The sequence below is a fragment of the Vagococcus silagei genome, from assembly GCF_004795745.1.
Classification (GTDB): Bacteria; Bacillota; Bacilli; order Lactobacillales; family Vagococcaceae; genus Vagococcus; species Vagococcus silagei.
This window is the reverse complement of record NZ_SDGV01000012.1, coordinates 1-19,614: the sequence shown is the minus strand read 5'-3', so window position 1 is coordinate 19,614 and position 19,614 is coordinate 1. Positions and strand designations below refer to the sequence as shown.

Sequence of the window (19,614 nt, the reverse complement as noted above, 5' to 3'; positions counted from 1 at the left end):
TCGTTAATTCAACTTAGTTAATTGCCGAATTTGTTTGAACAAGTTGTTTTCTAAGATGAGATAGAATTGTCGCTTTTTTTTATCACGTTGTGATAAAAAAGCGACAATAAACTATTAACTATTTTTTCTACTTCCAATTAACCAAACGCCATCTTTTTCATAAGACGCTTCGGAGAAAGAAAATAAATTAGTATTTTTGGTTTTTATATGTTTTGTTAAGGACTCAATCTTCTGTTCCAATAATTCGTTAGCTTGGTCAGTTGAAGGGTACTTCATAAATAGAATATACCTATCATTTCTAATATCCACATAAAGATACTTTAATGATTTATTAAATAGCTTTTGATTTATAGTGCGATTCTGCCCAAAAAGAACTCGTTGATATAAGTACTTTCTAGTTTTTATAGTTTCAATTATTGATGGGTATAGGTTATCTAAAGAATCGTTCCATTTTCTGTCAGCTAGTTCGCAAATAACAACAATGACTGCTATCATTATAGCTATTAATGATGTAAACAGAGATATGCCGGCAACTTTCATAGATAAATCAAATATTAATGAGAAAGGTAGTTGCGACATTAAGTTATCACTACTTGAAATTTCTACAACAAATCGTTTTGCTATATTAAAGAGTGTAGTTGTACATAAGGTTGTTCCTAATGCTATTAATGGGGTATTAAACGTCTTTATAAAATGTGTTTTTGTCATACTAAAACACCTCTTTCATAGTAATAAGTTGGGCAAAGCAACGGTAGTACTTGATAAGGTTGCTCATTATCAATAATTTGGATTAGCCCTGTTCCTTTTCCAGATGGAATTACAATTCCTTCAGGGTCAAGATCTGGAAACAAAAATTGTGTTGTTTTTTTATTTATATTTCCAACTTGAATTAAAACGTTCATCTGTTCTCTGACCGATACTGGAATAGTATTGTGGTCGAACCTTTGGCTAACCAACAGAAGATGAACTTTAGTTGCTCTTCCAAGTAATGCTATCTGTGATAGTAATGAAAAAAATGAGTCTTTTATATTTTTATTAATCCCCTCAGTCAAGGCAAGAACTTCATCTATAACAATAGTTTGGTGCTTAAATATTTTTTTTGAATCATTATAGAGTTCTTCTTGCCTTTGATAAATAAGATTTAATATTTGACTCAAATTTTCATTAACTTCAGATACAAAATCTGATTTAGAACGATTTTTCTGAGGATGAATTACATCAATATTGTTAACTTTCGCCCATCTACTTGGTGTGTCAAATTTAGGATCGACTATGATTAAGTCTGAGATTTGTTTCAACATAGTTAAAAAGTAAGTTAAAGCATATGATTTACCAGAGCCACTATTTCCTGCTATAGCAATAGAAGTGACTTTGTTGTAATCTATCTCAAGATTTTTCATAAGAGGAATTTTCCCCTTATGAGTAGCACTGAATTTCCCTAAATCAGGAATAACTAATCTCTCAGAAATCCCCAATTTCCACGGAAAGAATAAAGCTCTTTCCGTGTGTATATCTTTAGATTTTATAGGGATAAAATAAGCTGAACTTTGCTTTAATAAAGTGAATCGTGGATACAATGAAGCATTGACGATTAAAAAAATTTTTTGATATAGGTTATCGTCAATAATGTATCCAGCTGGAAGCCGAGGAAGAAAGATTAATCCTTCTTCCGTCACTTCACAGGTGAAACTATTTGTATAACTAGTTTCACCTTGCATGATTGACCCCAGAGCCATATTAAGACTTTGTAATATGTATTTTTCTAGCTCTTTTTTGGTCATCATTTAATCACCTTGATATCATCGGCTTTGAAGTAGACATTATAGTTTACTTCAATAGCTTGAAGATTTTCGATAGTCACAATTGATAAATACTCAGGTAAATCAATTTTTTTTTCAAATTTGACAGCAAATGGTGGAAGGTCTTTTTGGCTAAACCATGCTTTATATCCTGAGATTTCATCTGTTCGTTTATTGTCTTCGTATTTGTATTGTTCTTCTAATTCCGTGCTAATGCTATGAATAGCGTTACTTTTTTCAATATATTCCTCAGCTAATTTTGTTGAGTATCCTGATTTTTTGTATTTTTTTCTCATGTTCATTTCTCCTAGTTAGTTTTATTGTATTTTTTTTGTTCATTTGGCTATTTATCTCCTTTCCCAATCTCTCTAAAAAAGTTCTTGACAAGATTGAACTTTTTGTTTAAAATGCACTTAGAGAGATTTGTTATTTGTGAATAATAAAAAATAAAAAAATTATTCGTAATTAAAGTGGGGTACGGGGTAACAAACCCGAAGGTTGGCGTTGCGTATGCAACGGCAACGGTTTTGTTTTTACGAGAAAACGTTTTCATATAAAGCGAGAAGGGCACAAACTATTTAATTTTTGTGTTCTTTTTTGTTAGAAAAATTTGTTTGAATTTAAAGGAGAATAAATTTATGTTTAATCATGAGGAGTACCTATCAAAGACAGATTCAATGTCATTTGAGGAAGCGATAGAAATTTATAATGATTTGTCAAAAGGAATAGATTTAAATGATGAGACATCAATTGAGCTATACTCAAGTCTTATAAAGTCTGCTGTGAAATATGTTGAGATAAGAAATAGATGGTTATATCTATCTAAAGAGGAAAAAGAAGTGATTGATTCAACGAGAACTAGTCTACATAATGCCTATATGTCTAATTTAGCTCCTCTTTCTAGATACATGCAAAAAGTTGGGAAAGATGTTTCTTGGCATGAAAAACTAATTTCAGGTAATGAAAGTAGAAAGAGATTAGGTGATTTTGCAGGATATCTTTTGTGTATTAATTCTATTGTGGCAAGGTAGTTTATTAAAAATGGAGTTTAAAATCAAAAAATAGCTAATGAAATCTAAGTCTTAGAACTTTGATTTCATTAGCTATTTTTTATTAGATTGTTATTATTCATTTTCAATAATACTATTTGCCTTTTCTATTAAGGAAACAAATTGAAGAACACTCTCCATCTGCTCATCTGTCAAACCACCCATTTTAAAAGGTAAGTTATCAGAAATTCCTATTAGATAATCTGATGATGTATCTAATATATGACAAATCTTTATTAATGTTTCAATTGAAGGAAAAGAAACACCTTGTTCGTAAGATGAAATAGTACCTTTACTTACATCTAATCTTTTAGATAAGTCTAGTTGTGTTAAGCGCTTTGCTTTTCGAACTGCTTTTAATCTTTCCCCAAAAAATTCTAAAGACATTATTAATCACCCTCTCGAATAACAATATCAAACAGTTGTATAGCTTTTGCATATACTTTATACATGTAATATTGATACTTTTTAGTAAATATGCTAGTATTATTTGTATTAAGTATATTTAATACGTGTACTTTTATATGAAAGGTGGAGAATTATTTTATGAAAAAAAAGGATTTGAAATTCAAAAATAATGTTAGAAGTTTAGCTTTAATTGCACTTGGAGTTATAACAATTGGAACAGGAACGACAGTACTTGCATCTACAACATGGAAGGCAAATACTCCTGAAAGTATCAAAATAGTTGAAGGTCAAAATAGCTATACTATGGTAGAGGGAGATACTCTGTGGGCTATTGGTATGAAAATTAATGTGAATGTTGAAACATTATCAGCTATTAACAACATTAATTTATCAAATGGTGAAGAATATCATTTAGCAGTAGGAACAATCATTAAATGGGATAAATCGGGCAATTTAATCGCTCAAACACCAAATGGTAACCAAGTTAATCAAGGGGTAAAAGTTGAAGACTCTAACAAGATTATTCCAAGTAAACCAATTGGATCAGATGTTACTGGAGATGTGATAGAAAATAATATTCCAGATGATCAAATACAAGGTGGTAATGAAGTAGAAGTCAAACCAGTTGAGCCGACTACTCCAGTTAAACCAATCGAGCCAACTAATCCAGTAGACCCTGTGAAGCCTGTTGATCCTGTTAAACCAGTAGATCCAACGACACCAACTGATCCAGTTGACCCAAAACCACCAGTTCAAAAAAATTATACGGTTTGGTATGAAGGAAGAGATACAAATGAGTTTGATATTGCTTTAGGTGCTAATCTCTTTGAAACCAAAGAAGAAGCTCGTCAGTTTATTGATAATTATGCAGATAACTTATTGTTAGAAGGCTACGCAGCTCAAAGCTATGGAACTGCTTTATGGGAAAATAATTAGTTTTTTTAATTGTGATAGTAGGGAGAAGTACTATGAATAAAGAAGAACTATTGAATAGTTTGGCACGAAAACATAAAGTAACAAAAGAAGCAACTCAGCTAGAGAAAAGTTTAAGTAAATCATTAGCTGTAAAGCAACAAGCTAAGAAGTCATGGAATGTTCCAATTATAGTTTTATCTCTAGTTGGAATATATGCAGGTGGATTACAGGGGTATGATGTAGGCATGATTCTTTTAGGGATAGCTATAATTTTAGGCATTTTAAAATATAGAAAAATGAAAGAAAGTTCTAAAAAAGTTGAAATTTTGGAAAAACAATTAGAACTAGAAATGAGTAAACCAGAATATCAAGCTGAGATTCAAAATTTCCCTATTAAATTTTATGATTCTTATTCTATAAATAGATTGTATCAACTTATAAATGAGGAAAGAGCGACAACGTTACAAGAAGCATTTAATTTATTAGAGAATCAACTAAATGCAGAATATCAAATCAATCTAGCTGAACAAAATTTAGTATCTGTACAAGCAACAGAAAGAAGTGCTAGAGTCACAGCTGTATCTTCGACGATATCAGCATTTAACACATCAAAAAAATAAGTTAAACATAGAGACTGGAAAAACTAGATTAGTTTTAACCCAGTCTTTTATATATGTATAGAAAATTAAGGGGTGTAGGGATTATGAAAAAAGTAAAAGTAAGTATTTTATTAGCCATTGTTAGTTTGATAGTTTTATCAGGTTGTGGAAAGAAAGATTTATCAGGAGTTTACTATTATGAGCAAACTAAATCTATGACAACATCAAAAAATTCTAGTGAAGATGTACAAGTACATAAGTTGGAAATAGTTTCATCTAGTGACGATAAGAAAAAATATAAAGTAGCAGAATCAGCACAGTATAATCCTCCTGCAAGTGAAGGCGTACTTGAAATCGTTGATAAAAATTACTTAGATATGAAGATGTCCAAAAGTTCTAATGAGTTAAATCCAAGTGACGTACTTGATGGGATCGATATTAGTGAACTAGAGAAAGAGAAATTTTCTTTTAAAAAAGGTGTTATTGAAATAGGAGAAGTAAAATTCTATGAAAGTGGTACAAAAGAAGGTAAGAAGTATGAAAAGGTTTGGGCAGGAAGTTCGACTTGGGGAGAAGAATTTGATAAATAGAAAATAATTTAAATTCAAAAGTAGACTTGTAATAGTAGCAAGTCTTTTTTTATGCACACAAGAACTTACGTTCGTTTTGTGGTAAAATAAGTAATAATTTGATATTATAGTTTATACGTGGGAGAGTGTAAAAATGAGTAAATTTAAAAATCCAATGGTAAAGCCATTTTTAAAATGGGCTGGGGGAAAAAGGCAGTTAATTCCTGAAATGAAAAAATACTATCCAAAAGAGTTTAAAAGGTATTATGAACCATTTGTAGGAGCTGGCTCTGTGTTTATGGATATCCAACACAGCGATATCGTTATTAATGATTTTAATAGTGAGTTGATAAATGCATATAAGGTAATACAAAATGAATTAGAATTATTGATTGATGAATTGAAGAGCTATCAAGAAAAAAATAATAAAGAAGATTATTATATTGTTAGAGAATATGATAGAGACGGTACTTTAGATAAAATGAGTAGCACTGAAAAAGCTGCTAGACTTATATATTTAAATAAAACTTGTTATAACGGGTTATTCAGGGTTAATTCAAGTGGACAATTTAATGTTCCGTTTGGAAATTATAAAAATCCCAAAATTTTAGATGAAACAACTTTAAAAGCAGTTTCCAAATATTTAAATAAGAATAAAGTTATTATTTTGAATGGTGACTATAAAGAAGCAGTAAAATCTGCTAAAAAAGGAGATTTTATCTACTTAGATCCTCCCTATGCACCATTATCTGATGATAGCCAATCGTTTGTTGGATACACATTGAATGGTTTTGGGGTTAGAGAACAAGAAGAGCTGAGAAATACTTTTGTAGAATTAGATAAAAAAGGATGTTTTGTAATGCTCTCAAACTCTTCTGTACCTTTAATTCATGAACTATACAAAGAGTATAAGTCAACCACTTTAATATTAGGGGCAAATAGAATGATAAATAATGTAGCTAATAAAAGAGGAAAAGTTGATGAAGTTTTGATAATGAATTATAAAAGTGAATAGAATTTGTGAGGTGGGTAAATGAAGAAAGAGTTTTTAACTAAAAATGATGAAGCGTGGGGCGTTTTATTTGAAAAATTAAGAATTGTTAATGAAGTTAAAAATAAGGGCGTATTCCAAATAAGTTCAAAACAAATAAATCAAATTGGGCAAAGAGAAGCTCGTTTGATGACCAAATTTGATCATAAAAATAACTTACCGTCATTATTTAGAGAAAACAATTTGTCAATTTTACCTAACTCAAGAGGAACGTATTTAATAGGTAACTTTAAAACTCATGGGAAAGTTGAATATGATAAAGTTCTAAAACCTATAAAAAAGAGGTTTCCAAATGAAATTCTGACAATTGATCCTAAAAGTATAACTAGTGAAGCAATTGCATTGAATGTAGCTTATGCATCAGGGATGATAGATGAAGTAATTGAGACTTTAAGCGAAACATATTCTTTTCTGACATTAACAAACAGATTAGGATCTAAGGAGCTTAGATTTTCAATTGATTCCAATATTTCAAAACAAGATAGCCATAATATTATTGTGAAAAATAGTCAAATAGAAATAGATTCTACATATGAAAATCTATATAATATTGGAATATTTGAAGCAAAGCTAGGTACTCCAGATGATTTTTTAATAAGACAATTATTTTATCCGTATTTATTTGTCTATAATTTAAATACAAATAAAAAAATAATGCCTATATTTTTTACTTATGCCGAAAATGTTTTTAGTTTTCATATATATAATTTTGAAGAACCTAACAATTATTCTTCAATAAAAAGAGTAAAACAAATGGATTTTGTACTAGAAGATGATATTGATATAGACTTAGAAGATATTCAAAAAATTAATAGAACAGTACAGAAAAAGACTTTATCTGATGACAATATAGTTCCTTTTCCTCAAGCAGATAATTTTTTAAGAGTTCTTAATTTATTAAAATTTATAGAGAATGAGCCTAAAACTAAAGAAGAAGTAGCATTAAACTATGGATTTGATGAAAGACAATCAGATTATTATTTTAACTCTTTAAGATATCTTGGGTATGCAGAAAAAATAAAAAGAGGATCACCGATAACGATTACTGAAAAAGGAAAATATATTTTACAGAATAAAGAAAAAAAAGTAGGTAAATTAGAAATTGTTTCAGATATTCTATCAGATCCAATATTTAACTACTCTATGCAAGTTACTTTAAAAGAAGGTGAAGTAATTTCTAATAACGAAGCCAAACAAGCTATAAAAAAATATATAAAAAAAGACTATATCAATGAAAGTACAATGAACAGAAGAGCTTCAAGTATTAGAGGTTGGATTAATTGGATCTTAAATTTAATTGAGACATAGTTTTTTACTCAATTTCTAAGAAAATAATGGTGTGAACTTTGATAATTTCTAGCTCAAAATTATAGTTTTTAGTCTAAAGTTCACACCATTCAGATGAAATTGATTGAAATTAGATGAAATCATGAGTGTTTTCTTTGCTTGAAAAGCTTGATGTTAAAGCTTTTTGAAACTTATGAAAATAAAAGTTGTTAGAACCAGGTCTTAAAAAAGCTCGTAAAGCATCACAATTCTCAAAACGTTAAGAGAAACATCTCTATATCAACGTTTGCAGATATTTTTTGGTCTTGGCTGGTCTTGTTAAGGGTCAATCAGACAAAGAAATTAATAGATTTAAAGCATCGGCTTCTTGCTGGTGCTTTTTTTCTGGCATTAATTCTAGATAGTAATTCATTGTTGTTTGCAGATTTGAATGACCTAACATCTTTGAAACATAGTCCAGTCGGATATCGTTTGAAAATAGAAAGGATGCGATAGTATCACGTAGTCCATGAAAGGTAGTGCTGGGTAGTTCTAATTTTACCAATAACTTTTTCAATCGCTGAGATTGTTTAAATCCATCAGGGTCAAACGAATAGCCGTTTGATTTTGGTTGTACTGAACGAACGATAGTATAGACTTCATCAGTAATTGCAACAGTACGTTTTGATTTAGTTGTTTTTAAACGAGTATCATCGTTCGTAGGGCTTATAGAGCGCTGGATATGAATTCCATTTGAAGAAATATCTTCGGATTTTAACCCAAGAATTTCTCCTCGTCTAGCACCAGTTTCAAGTGCAATCAACGCAATGATATTAAATTCATCTTCTGTATGAGAGAGAAGATAGTTACGAAGAGTTTTCATCTCGTTTATTGATAACGCCTTGTTTCGTTTTTCTAATTCTTTTCCACGAGTCTTTACAAGAGAACCAAAATCATTATCTAATAATCCACGTGCATAGGCATAGTGTATAGCAGTTCTTATTTTCAACAGAACTTCAGTTGTAGTTTTTCGAGAATGAGTTTCTCCGTACTCATCAATTTTCATCTGTACTACTAAATCATCAAGATTACTGATTTTGATATCTTTGAAGAGAGAACGGACAATGGTAACCGTGCGTTCATAATTGATAAATGTTGAAGGGCGCACATCATTGCGTTTGACGGTATAGACCCATGTTTCAAAAAAATCAGCAAACGTATCTTCACGTTTCGCAATATTTTTTCCTTTTAACACTTCTTGTTGGTGCGCCCATACTTTTGCTTCCGATTTGGTAGCGAAAGTTTTTGTTATTTGTTTTTGTTTGCCATGTTCCATGACTGATACACGAGCACGGAAGGAGTTTTTTCCTCGTTTTTTCTATTGTTGGCATATATCAACTTTCCTTTCTGTATAAACAAAGTTGATAGCTGACTATTTTGATTACATCTTTATGATAAGATTTTTTCAGAAAACTATTAACTTGTAATTAATTTACAGAATTCTTAGTAATGAATTCTTTTAAATCTGAAATGGTATATCGTTCTTACTTTCCTATCATAAATCGCTTTAAGTCATCTCTTTGACGGAAGTATTTATCAAATGATTTTGGATCAATACCAAGGTATTGAGAAGCGGTTTCTCTTGTTAAGAGATAAGGCATATTCTTATTATTTTTCATAATAGTGCCTCCAATCATTTTATAATTGGTACAAAGGGTTCAATTGATATGCTATAACAACAATGAAGCCTGTGCTAAATTGAAACAAAGTGCTTCAATTTAAGGATTGTCATCAGTCTTAGGTGTAGGAGTCGGGAGCTGATGTTTTTTTGCTTTAATTAAATAATCATTTGTTTTTGCACTAACTGACCAGTTGCATCTTTTTCCAATTTATAGATAACTTTTTCGAGAACATTATTTCCGTTCTCATCTGTTTCAACTATTCTAAAATTTGGTATAAAATCTTTTAAGTTATCTGTTTCTGAATTGATATAATCAATTTGTGGTTTCTTTAAGCCTTTGTTATTGAAATATCTCTTTTTTCGAAACATTTCTTTGTTTGTCATTAACTCTTTTGTAATGTATTTTGTTAAATAACTAGAAGTCCGTTCTTTATCTTCAATTTCTTCACAATCAGTGAATCCATATGTCCAGTCAGTTAAGTTGTATATTTTTCGTTCGTTTCGTAAAAGTGGCGCACCTGTTTTAGGTTTTTTGCTTCTATAAAATTTGCTGGAATATTTCCCAGTAAAAAATGGAAATGGACAGCACCACTTTTGTGTAGCTCGGGAACAATTAAGTAATCAAAATTGCCATATCTATCACGTATTTTTCGATACCATTTTAATAACAGATCTTTTGAACTGTCGTAATCGAGACTGTCGTGTAGTTTAGGGTCTATTGTTAGGGTTGTGAACCATTTGAAATCATTCGCCAGTGCATAGTCTCGTATTTTCCGTTTGATTGCGTAGCTTTGCTTTTTTGTGCGTTCTTCTTGTGCTTCATCACTTATCTCTGAGTTATCAGTTGCACCACCCTTGTGTTTCATACTAACTAATTGTCGTATTTGATAATCGTGATAGACAGTGATTTCAACCATACCATTACCAAAATCGACGATTTTCTGATTGTATTCTTCTAATATCTGTTCCTTGTAATCATCTTTATTAAATTCCATAAAATCCCTCATTTTTTCTATTTATTCTTGCTCATACTGACTTTTTTCGTCGTAACGTCGCCTTTTGTCAAGTAAGGCGACGAATAACTAAATGAACGCATATAATCAATTTTGTGAGAAGCGACCATCACTTTCTCACGCTTCGAGCGATGCGCATCAGCCGTTTACCATCCGATGGCTTTCGCAAGCAAAATCCATCGGATAGTCGCCCACACAGCACACGACTCGATGCGTGACAAGATGATTTTCACACTCTCACATAGTCAATTAACAAGTTCATCAGGAGCTACTTGTCTCGCTTTCTAAAGCCAGCACTAAAGTAAAATGCAGAAGATAAGAGTGCTACATAGGCGCCTTGACTCGTTTTTTGCGCTTTATCTTGTAAATAATCCAGTGCATACGAGCGAGCCATTTGCTTTTTATCCGTACTGATGATTCGTGTCAGCCCGTCATCAAATTCTACCACTTGTAATGTTTTAACTACTTGTGCCATTTACGTATTCCTCCTATAACAGAAGGCATGAATAAGCGCCCGAAAATCATTGACTTTAAAATTCATGAATGGGGACTAGAAATAGGTTAATCCGTTCTTTGGTGTAACCACGTAGCCTTTTCCAACTGCTCCTTTATAGGAAGTACCAAGATTTTTCTTATAACTACCAGTAGCTAAGTGGAATAATTCTTCCGATACATTGGCACCCATAACATAACGTGTTTGGCATTGTTCAGTCACTGTCTTAGGCAAGTCTGTGGCTAATAATCGTTGAGAGGTTAGTACAATGATATAGCCTGCCATCCGCCCTTTTAAGGCTAGTAATTTGAGTAATCGTTCCATCTCAACTTTTTGTTTTTTATCTCCACTATCAAGCGCAGAGAGGACTTCATCAAAGATGAGTACTTGAGCTGGAAGTTGATGTGTGGCAAAATTATCATCTAATTGGACACTATTGGAAGAAAAGATAGTATCGTAATCGTGAGTCATACTCTCAACCAAGTCAGTGAGTAGACAGAGAATCTCATCGGGAGTTGAGGCTGTTCGCACGCCTGAACTTTGAAAAGTTGCCCTAAAACTAGTGTTCTTAGCATCTATGATGAATAAATTGTGTCCACGCTTTAATATCATTCCCGCTAAGTAGCTAAGAAACATGGTTTTTCCAGCACCAGAAGGGGCAATAAGTAACGTATGACATGATTCCGTTGTTAGATCCCAATAGATGTCATCATATATAGGGATAGGGTTATAATTTGTCATTTTTTAAAATCTCCATTCCATTTAATCGTTTTGGGAATTCTCCAAATATATCGCGTACGCAGTGATTTAATTCTTTGTAAGCCAACAAGTTTTCTTCTAAATATTCGGACAATTGTATGCCCAATCGTTCCGTGTCTGTAACTAATCCTCGTGCATATAAGTCAATGATTATTTTTCCATCAGTACAAATATAGTGCCATCTAACAGAATGCATGAGTTGACCATCTTTGGTTTGTTTTGTAAGTTGTTCAGTGGATAAGATGAGTTTCTTGTGAAGTTGCAATGTATCGATAGGGCTGAATCGTGAATATAAAAACAAGCTAATCATCTCAATACTGAATAGGATTGCTCCTATCATTGAAATTGATAACAATAGGTGTCCATTAAGAAGAAATGTATCAAATGTAATGATATAGATAAACATGGGTAATACAGTGAGTGCTAGCACCGTTCCAAATAATTTGAACGGTGCCACTAACTGCCTGTTAAGTTTGACCTGTAATTTTTTCATAATTACTTACCTTCAACTTTTGTTTCAGTGAGTTTTGTAACTAGAAGTTTCAATCCTGTTGGTGAATAGCCATTGAACGTACCGCCACGCATATTTGCATCTAAAGACACATTGAATGATTCGATTTGATAGGTTTTATTGATGGCTTCGACTGCATCGATGGTTTGTCCGCCAACTAATGTCAGGTCTAGCTCTACCATATCCATTAAGGATGTCCCTGCAACAGCATGGATTTTTTGAGTTGTTTCGTTTGTTTCTTGGTTGGTAAACGGGTTGCGGACTTGTTTTACTATAATGTTTTTAGGAACACTAATCTGTTCTTTGATTGCTTCTTGAATTTTTGGGCTTGCAATTAAATCTTTTACTCTTGTTTGGTTAAAAATTTCTTTGGTCATAATAATGATTCCTTTCTTTGACAACCGACTACCAGCAAATAATCGGCAAGTGAACCAACGAGTGATATCGCTCGTTGATTTGACAACTATCAGGAGAATTGCTGTTCTCTTGATATAATTAGAATACCATCATATAAAAGGAATAAAAAAGAATATTAGTTGATATAATTATGTATAAACCCTTGTTATAATAGTGTTATAAAGGTTGTAATGGAAGTTATAAAAGGAAAAAAAGGAGATATTAAAGAATGGGACAAAAATACACAGTATTAGAGATTGCAAAAGAAGCGTTAGCTAGATATAGAATTACAGAAACAGACACCATGTTGGATACAGTAGTGAAAAAAATAAGAAAAATCATTAATGTGCAACAATTTGAAGCAATCGGTATGAAAAAATCAACACCACAGACAAAGAAGTCTGGACGAGCATATTCGGAAGAAATTAAGAATGAAATTGTTCAAAATTTTCTTTTTGACTATATGATTCAACGAACCTATGATGAACGGGTCAAAAGAATGAAATCTCCAAAGTATTATGATGAGCACGCTGAAGATAATAATGGCGCGTGGGAGGATGAAACGCTCACGATTTTAAATATGACTCGTCCAGAACAAGAGGCCCTGTTAGAAAATCAAGGAAAGACAGAAAAAATTCGTGAGAATGATATATTTATTCGTGAGAAAAAAATGGAGATTATGTTAGAAGCACTATTTTCGAGGTATTTTTTATTGAATGTCGAAGAATTTGTGGAAGATGCGAATAAAGTGTCTTATGCGACTCGCAATAAACAAGGAGCATTTGATAGAGAGGATATGCGGACTTTCGAGCGTTTCCATAAATGGGAGAGCTATGTAGAAGAGAGAGAATAAGAAAAAGTGGTATATAGCCAATTTTTCTTATTTTGATTTTTTGTCCGCTTTTATTAAGACTTAGTGTAAAATGAAAGTTATGGAAATTAAATGTAATAGAGGAGAATACATAGTGAAAATTGAACCAAGACTATTTGATGAATTAAAAAAAGTTTTAGCAGATTTTGGAGAGAGGTATTTTGTAGGCGAGGAGTTAAACCGATCCAAATTGAGTGAAGATTTAAGAAATTTTGATGAAACCTTGCTTGAGAAATTATTTCAAACAGATTTTATTAAACAGCATTTTATTAAAGAAGTTGCAGGACAAAAATTATTTCAGATTGAACAACTGGAAGAGGTTATTCTTTATAATGATTATTGGGATACAAGTTATACGAAATACGAAAATCGTATTGGTTTAGCTTCTAATGGGAAATTCTTAGAAGATAGTCAGGATGTGGTATTAGATTTTCCATTTAAAGATGGGGTTTTAACAGCTTCGATGACAAAAGAAGATAATGAAGCTGGCTATGACGATGCATTTTTAAATGAAGTGATTGAAAAAGATGAGATTGACCGATTATTTGATAAGAAAATATTTGTAAACAGTAAGCGCTTTGATGAATCTGGTGAATCAGCTGTAACAGATTTCAATGCAGATATAGACAATATAGTTATCAAAGGAAATAATTTGTTAGCCTTGCACACGATTCAAGAAATTTATCTTGAATCTCTAGATTGTATTTATATTGATCCTCCATATAATGTACCATCTTCAAATAATTCATTTACTTATAATAATAAATTTAATCATTCAACATGGCTGACTTTCATGAAAAATCGTTTGGAAGTTTCTAAAACGCTCTTGAAAAAAGATGATGGAGTACTTATTATTGCAATTGATGAAAATGAGGTTAATTATCTAGGGGTGCTTTTGGATGAAGTTTTTGATGAATATGAAAAGCATTTAATTACAGTAATTCATAATCCTAGAGGAATCCAAGGAACTAATTTTTCGTATAACAATGAATTTCTATATTTTGTTTTTCCAAAAGGAAAAAAAATAATTGAAAATCGTAGACTTTCTGAGGATGAAATAACACTATCTAATTTACGAAATTGGGGAGGAGAATCGTTGCGTGGTGATGGGAAAAACACATTCTACCCAATCTTAGTTAAGGATGATGAAATTATTGGCTTTGGTGAAGTTAGCAAATTTGATTTCCATCCAAAACAAACAGAGATCCTTGACGGCATTGCATATGTTTATCTTATTGATCCTAAAGGTATCGAACGAAAGTGGAGATATGCTAGACATACGATTGAAGAAATAAAAGATATGTTGGTTCCGAAACGGAAAAGTGATGGCAGTTATGAAATTATGCTTGGGAAAAATTTTGGACAGTACAAAACTGTATGGCAGTCTAATCTCTATGATTCGAGTGTCCATGGTAAACAATTGTTGAATAAGTTGGTTCCTAATGCTCCATTTTCTTTTCCAAAGTCTGTATATGCTGTGAAAGAAGCCCTGTATGCAGTTGTTAAAAATAGAAAGAATGCAAAGATTCTAGATTTCTTTGGAGGATCAGGTACTACCGCGCATGCAGTTCAAATGCTCAATAAAGATGACAACGGGAATAGAATTTTTATTACGACAGAGCAAATGGATTATATCGATACCGTTTTAGTTCCAAGGTTATTAGCAGATGATGATAAAAAGAGAAATGATGGATTTATCTATGCAGAGATGTTTCCTAAAAATATGGGTTATTTACAAGATGTCATTCAGGCTAAAACGTTAGACGACTTGAAAGTGGTCTACAATCGTATGTTAGAAGGAACAGACACTAGGGAACCTGCTGACATTTCTTTCCGTGCTGACCTAGATAAAATCGATTGGCTGGAAGGGTTTAATAAAAATAAACGCTTGTTGATTAAGTTATTAGATAAAAATGGACTGTATTATAACTATTCAGAAATTGACGATGCAAATGTACGAGAGTTAATTTCGGATGATGACTATCGCTTTAACAAACAATTTTATAAAGGCGGTGAATAGAATGGTGAAAAAGAATGCATCTAATATCCGTCATTTCCCTCTGATAGAACAAGCGGAGTTAGCAGAAAAAGATTTATTTAATGCTCATCAAGGTTATACAATACCTGAATATATTAATGCCAATCTAATTCACACACTACGACATTATCAAGATGAAGCCGTACGAAATTATCATTATACTCAGACACAAATTAAACCAAGCCCACAACATGTTTTGTTTAATATGGCAACAGGTTCAGGAAAAACAGACTTGATGGCAGGACTAATCTTATACCTCTATCAAGAATATAATTATCATAACTTCTTATTTATAGTAAATACGAACTCTGTTTTGATGAAAACGAAAGATAACTTGGTTAATAAGAATAGCGATAAGTACCTTTATCAGAACAAGATAGAAATTGACGGAAAACAGATCTCTATTGTAGAAGTAGAACGCTTTCCTAGAATTCAACAAGAAAATACCATTTATATCAAATTATCTTCTGTTCAAAAGGTGTCAGATGACTTATTTGTATTAAAAGAAAACACAATGGGACTGTCTGATTATGAACGTCAGCCCGTTGTAATTTTGGCAGATGAAGCTCATCATTATTCCGCAAGTACCAAGTCTGAAAAAGAAGCCGAAAACACATGGGAATCTGCAATTAATAAAATTTTGAATGTAAGAAACGAACAGGAACAAAAAAATCTTCTTTTAGAATTTACGGCAACTGTTGATTTTGATAAAGAAGTTATTTACGATAAATATCGTGATAAAGTTGTTTATCGCTATCCACTAAGTAAATTTATGTTTGATGGCTATTCTAAGCAGGTCAAACGAATTGAAACATCTGCAAGTGATGAAGATAAAATGTTAAATGTCGTACTCCTATCGCAGTTTAGAAAGTATCGAGCGTATTCAGAAGGAGTAACGAGCACATTCAAACCAGTGATAATGTTTAAATCTCCCAAAGTGGCTGTCTCATTAGAAGCCAATAAATTATTCAATCAAATGATTGAAAATCTTAATGTAAGAGATTTGATTACTTTTATCAAGCGCCAACAGCTGATGGATAGTAATAAGAGTTCAGCATTAAGTTTAGTCTATGATTTTTATTTGAAGAATGAAGATAATTTAGGGAAAATTGTCAGAGAAATCAGACATGACTTTGATAGTAGAAATGTTTTAAATGCAAATGATACAAGTGGAAATATGCTTGAAAAAGGACAGTATCAAGCATTGAATACATTAGAGAATCCGAATAATCTCTATCGTGTTGTTTTTGCGGTAGCCAAGTTAACAGAAGGATGGGATGTTCTTAATCTGTATGATATTGTTCGTATAGAAAAAGAAGCAGGGACGAATAAAAGAGCAACTATGGCTGAAGCTCAACTAATTGGTCGTGGTGCTAGATATTATCCATTTGAATTAGAAGGACAGAAAAGCTACCAAAGAAGGTATGATAACGAACCATCTAATAAACAACTCTTTCTTGAAACGCTTCATTATCATACGATGAATGAACCACAATATTTAAAACAATTAGTGGGTTCTTTAAAACAAATGGATTTACCTACAGGAGAAGATAAAAAAAATCCACCTATTGAAATCAAGGTGAAGTCCTCTTTCAAGAAAACAGAAGCCTATAAAAAAGGAAAGATTTATTACAATGAAGTGGTAGATGTAGAAGACGAATGGTTTGATTCGATTGATAAGTATGGTATCAATCATCAAACAGATATATCAAGGAGTCTGAATTATGGTAGTCGGGAGGTTTCATATCAAGCGAATGTAGGTATGAATGAAACAAAAACAATTAGTGTAGGAAAAATTGATGCAAAGTATGTAAAAAAAGCAATTCAACGTTTAGACTTTTACCAATTTGATAACTTAAAGAAATATGTTCCATTACTGCCATCAATGAAAGATTTTATTTATGGAAAGAATTGGTTGAATGTGGATGAACTGCATTTATTTTTAACCGTGCCAAAAGAATATCGCTCAACTGATGTGACGCCAGATGATATATTAAATGTTATCATCGAGTTATTAAAAGAATATGAAGTGAAATTTAAATCGGGTTATGTTAAACGAAGAGGAACGAATAAATTTATTGGTTATCCAATTAATGAGTATTTGACGAATTATAATAAACGTGTGCCAGAATATGATACAGTGAATCTATTTAATGAAGCCATGCAAAAAATTGCGGTTTATGAAATAGAAGATGATTTCTATGTATACGAAAAAGCTATTGTGAATAAGTTAGAATATGAGTTGATAGAACGTGTAAAAGCTCATGTGAAAGAATTAAAAGAGAAGTATCAGAAAGCTGTCTATCTTCTTCGTATGGATGAGAATATGCATCGTGAATCTGCAAAAAGTGAAAAGCTAAAACTATATCAATATGGTTCACGTCTTAATCGACAAGGTGAAATAACGGAAATACGCTTACAAGGTTTTCAACCTGACTTTATTTTATTCCTTGAAGATAGTGAATTTTATTTCCAAATCTTTATCGAACCAAAAGGAATGAGTGGGGATAGGTTTATTAGTGAATTGTGGAAGCAAGATTTATTTTTATATATAACAGACCATCAAGCAGAAATAGAATTCGAAGCGGATGAAGAAAATATTCGTATTAGTGGATTAAAATTCTATACTAAAGGTGATGGGCAACAAATGATGGAACAATTGAAAGAGATTGTTCAAATTAAAAATTAATATAATTTAAAATGTATAGGATGGATATGATATGACAGTAGAAATCAAATCAAATAACGATAATACAATAACTATTAAAAATTTATCTTCCGAACAATTACAAGTGTTTAATAATATTTTTGGTAATCCAATGACGAATATGAATAATCTAGTTAATCAAAATAATCAGCAGTACACAGCTCCTGTTACAATTAATGGAGATATTTATGCATACAGTGTTTATGACGCACCAAATTATGGTAAGAATACGTATACAATAGATATTCAAATGTTAGGTAATTAATTGGAAAAAATAAAAACCAGTAGAATGAACTGATTTAGTAAAAGGTGTAATCAAATAATAGTCAGTATCATCTTGGTCATAATTGGTCTTGTTTTTGTCAATTTATATCCATAATCATCCTTTTTCAAGAAATTTAAAATTTAATTTATTGAATAGTAAAATGAAGCCAAAAGAACTACGGGAAGAGTTACAGGCTTTGAGAAATGAGGGCGAACCATTTGTTTTGCTGACAACGGGAAGTTATGCAGGCGAAGGATTCGATTTAGCAAAACTTGATACATTGATGTTGGTGATGCCAACTTCGGGTAAGACAGCGGTCCAACAATACTTAGGCCGATTGCTTAGAAACCTTGACGAAAAGGATGAACTTCGTATTTATGATTATGTAGATTATGCAGTTCCGTTAGTTTATCGTATTTATCAAAAACGATTAAGAAATTATAAGAAATTAAATTATATTGTACATGATGATCAGCAAACGGCTTTATCTAAAAGCAATTTATTTACAGAAAACTGTGAGGAGATTATTTTTAGCGATTTAGAATCAGCGCAGGAAGGCTTGATTTGTTTAGCGCGTCTTCATTTAGATTACTTTAATCGGTTAAGTAATTTACCATCACCATCAAGAATTAAATTAATTTTACCTAGCTTAACATCAATTAACTCGAAAAGTCAGAAAACATATAAAGAACAAGTCGAGTACCTAATCGGAAGAGGATATCAAGTAATAATCAGAGAGCAAATCAATCAAAACTGTATCATTATCAATCATTCTGTTGTTTGGCTGTTGCCAAGTCAGGGGAAAGATGCGGTTTCCTTACGATTGATATCGAGAGATATAGCTGGGAGATTAATGGGGTATTATGGGGAGAGATGAAGTGAAATGATATAATTTTATAGTAATTTAGATTGCTTTCATCAAACAATTCATCATGTTCAATTTAAAATGTCTTCTCATCACTTGCTCTCATATCTGTTTTATGGGATCCTATTTAAGAGATAATCAAAAGTGAGGCGAGTATGTTGAAAAAGGAAATTCATGTGGTTGGCGCAATTATTATTTGGATTTGAGTCAATATCTTGGACACATTTTAGTAGAATTTTTTGTGAAAATGTCATTGGTGAGTATGTCATTATTTCCTTTAACCCTCAAGCCAAAACCGCTTGACCGTTAAAGGAAGTAATGACAAATAAATCCCATGACTTTTTCGCAAAAAATGATAG

22 protein-coding genes and 1 pseudogene are annotated in these 19,614 nt (G+C 31.8%); 11 read left to right on the top strand and 12 right to left on the bottom strand.

The window, feature by feature from the left end; translation table 11 throughout:
- Positions 1-114 precede the first annotated feature (114 nt).
- From ESZ54_RS05095 to ESZ54_RS05085, 3 genes are read right to left on the bottom strand one after another with little or no spacing between them, the layout of a single operon-like run.
- Positions 115-708: a hypothetical protein gene (locus ESZ54_RS05095; RefSeq protein WP_136136606.1), complete on the bottom strand. Its 594-nt coding sequence runs from the start codon at positions 706-708 to the stop codon at positions 115-117.
- The gene (locus ESZ54_RS05090) at positions 705-1,781 is read right to left on the bottom strand and encodes an ATP-binding protein (protein ID WP_136136605.1); all 1,077 of its coding nucleotides are present in this window, start codon (positions 1,779-1,781) and stop codon (positions 705-707) included. Before ESZ54_RS05090 ends, ESZ54_RS05095 begins: the two co-directional genes overlap by 4 nt.
- Entirely contained in the window at positions 1,781-2,095 is a 315-nt protein-coding gene (locus tag ESZ54_RS05085) for a hypothetical protein (protein WP_136136604.1), read from the bottom strand. Before ESZ54_RS05085 ends, ESZ54_RS05090 begins: the two co-directional genes overlap by 1 nt.
- A 342-nt stretch (positions 2,096-2,437) precedes the next feature.
- On the opposite strand from ESZ54_RS05085, the gene ESZ54_RS05080 reads away from it, so the two are divergent.
- Positions 2,438-2,830: a hypothetical protein gene (locus ESZ54_RS05080; protein WP_136136603.1), complete on the top strand. Its 393-nt coding sequence runs from the start codon at positions 2,438-2,440 to the stop codon at positions 2,828-2,830.
- 93 nt (positions 2,831-2,923) lie between these two features.
- On the opposite strand, the gene ESZ54_RS05075 is transcribed toward ESZ54_RS05080, so the two are convergent.
- Entirely contained in the window at positions 2,924-3,235 is a 312-nt protein-coding gene (locus ESZ54_RS05075; RefSeq protein ID WP_136136602.1) for a helix-turn-helix domain-containing protein, read from the bottom strand.
- A 159-nt stretch (positions 3,236-3,394) separates the two neighbouring features.
- Between ESZ54_RS05075 and ESZ54_RS05070 the strand changes: the two genes are divergently transcribed.
- From ESZ54_RS05070 to ESZ54_RS05050, 5 genes are all read left to right on the top strand, one after another.
- Positions 3,395-4,192 (top strand): LysM peptidoglycan-binding domain-containing protein, encoded by a 798-nt coding sequence (locus tag ESZ54_RS05070; protein WP_136136601.1) that lies wholly within the window; start codon positions 3,395-3,397, stop codon positions 4,190-4,192.
- A 32-nt stretch (positions 4,193-4,224) separates the two neighbouring features.
- On the top strand, positions 4,225-4,791 hold the full coding sequence (locus ESZ54_RS05065; protein ID WP_136136600.1) for a hypothetical protein: 567 nt from the start codon (positions 4,225-4,227) through the stop codon (positions 4,789-4,791).
- Between the two features lie 83 nt (positions 4,792-4,874).
- Positions 4,875-5,360 carry a hypothetical protein gene (locus ESZ54_RS05060; RefSeq protein ID WP_136136599.1) on the top strand — a complete coding sequence of 162 codons (486 nt, stop codon included), beginning with the start codon at positions 4,875-4,877 and terminating at the stop codon, positions 5,358-5,360.
- A 133-nt stretch (positions 5,361-5,493) separates the two neighbouring features.
- Positions 5,494-6,354 carry a DNA adenine methylase gene (locus ESZ54_RS05055; RefSeq protein ID WP_136136598.1) on the top strand — a complete coding sequence of 287 codons (861 nt, stop codon included), beginning with the start codon at positions 5,494-5,496 and terminating at the stop codon, positions 6,352-6,354.
- 18 nt (positions 6,355-6,372) lie between these two features.
- Positions 6,373-7,698, top strand: a complete 1,326-nt coding sequence (locus ESZ54_RS05050) for a type II restriction enzyme (protein ID WP_136136597.1) — start codon at positions 6,373-6,375, stop codon at positions 7,696-7,698.
- Between the two features lie 304 nt (positions 7,699-8,002).
- On the opposite strand, the gene ESZ54_RS05045 is transcribed toward ESZ54_RS05050, so the two are convergent.
- The 8 genes and pseudogenes from ESZ54_RS05045 to ESZ54_RS05015 all read right to left on the bottom strand — a co-directional run bounded on the left by ESZ54_RS05045 (position 8,003) and on the right by ESZ54_RS05015 (position 12,490).
- Complete coding sequence (locus ESZ54_RS05045; RefSeq protein WP_136136596.1) at positions 8,003-8,992, bottom strand: tyrosine-type recombinase/integrase; 990 nt, start codon at positions 8,990-8,992, stop codon at positions 8,003-8,005.
- 211 nt (positions 8,993-9,203) lie between these two features.
- Positions 9,204-9,335, bottom strand: a pseudogene (locus ESZ54_RS05040) (DNA-binding protein); the annotation flags it as partial.
- A 158-nt stretch (positions 9,336-9,493) separates the two neighbouring features.
- Positions 9,494-9,706 carry a hypothetical protein gene (locus ESZ54_RS12650; RefSeq protein WP_239433751.1) on the bottom strand — a complete coding sequence of 71 codons (213 nt, stop codon included), beginning with the start codon at positions 9,704-9,706 and terminating at the stop codon, positions 9,494-9,496.
- 107 nt (positions 9,707-9,813) lie between these two features.
- Positions 9,814-10,332: a rolling circle replication-associated protein gene (locus ESZ54_RS12645; RefSeq protein WP_239433750.1), complete on the bottom strand. Its 519-nt coding sequence runs from the start codon at positions 10,330-10,332 to the stop codon at positions 9,814-9,816.
- A gap of 286 nt (positions 10,333-10,618) precedes the next feature.
- Positions 10,619-10,825 (bottom strand): hypothetical protein, encoded by a 207-nt coding sequence (locus tag ESZ54_RS05030; protein ID WP_136136594.1) that lies wholly within the window; start codon positions 10,823-10,825, stop codon positions 10,619-10,621.
- A 75-nt stretch (positions 10,826-10,900) separates the two neighbouring features.
- Entirely contained in the window at positions 10,901-11,584 is a 684-nt protein-coding gene (locus ESZ54_RS05025) for an ATP-binding protein (protein WP_239433749.1), read from the bottom strand.
- Positions 11,571-12,095 carry a hypothetical protein gene (locus tag ESZ54_RS05020; protein ID WP_136136593.1) on the bottom strand — a complete coding sequence of 175 codons (525 nt, stop codon included), beginning with the start codon at positions 12,093-12,095 and terminating at the stop codon, positions 11,571-11,573. Before ESZ54_RS05020 ends, ESZ54_RS05025 begins: the two co-directional genes overlap by 14 nt.
- Before the next feature lie 2 nt (positions 12,096-12,097).
- Entirely contained in the window at positions 12,098-12,490 is a 393-nt protein-coding gene (locus tag ESZ54_RS05015) for a hypothetical protein (protein WP_136136592.1), read from the bottom strand.
- A 248-nt stretch (positions 12,491-12,738) separates the two neighbouring features.
- Here ESZ54_RS05015 and ESZ54_RS05010 point away from each other — a divergent pair, with 248 nt between their 5' ends.
- The 5 genes from ESZ54_RS05010 to ESZ54_RS04990 all read left to right on the top strand — a co-directional run bounded on the left by ESZ54_RS05010 (position 12,739) and on the right by ESZ54_RS04990 (position 19,267).
- On the top strand, positions 12,739-13,362 hold the full coding sequence (locus ESZ54_RS05010; RefSeq protein ID WP_136136591.1) for a hypothetical protein: 624 nt from the start codon (positions 12,739-12,741) through the stop codon (positions 13,360-13,362).
- A gap of 109 nt (positions 13,363-13,471) precedes the next feature.
- Positions 13,472-15,400 (top strand): site-specific DNA-methyltransferase, encoded by a 1,929-nt coding sequence (locus tag ESZ54_RS05005; protein ID WP_204249513.1) that lies wholly within the window; start codon positions 13,472-13,474, stop codon positions 15,398-15,400.
- 1 nt (position 15,401) lies between these two features.
- The gene (locus ESZ54_RS05000) at positions 15,402-18,107 is read left to right on the top strand and encodes a DEAD/DEAH box helicase family protein (RefSeq protein WP_136136590.1); all 2,706 of its coding nucleotides are present in this window, start codon (positions 15,402-15,404) and stop codon (positions 18,105-18,107) included.
- A gap of 31 nt (positions 18,108-18,138) precedes the next feature.
- The gene (locus ESZ54_RS04995) at positions 18,139-18,390 is read left to right on the top strand and encodes a hypothetical protein (protein ID WP_204249512.1); all 252 of its coding nucleotides are present in this window, start codon (positions 18,139-18,141) and stop codon (positions 18,388-18,390) included.
- A gap of 82 nt (positions 18,391-18,472) precedes the next feature.
- Positions 18,473-19,267, top strand: a complete 795-nt coding sequence (locus ESZ54_RS04990) for a helicase-related protein (RefSeq protein ID WP_338065519.1) — start codon at positions 18,473-18,475, stop codon at positions 19,265-19,267.
- Positions 19,268-19,614 lie beyond the last annotated feature (347 nt).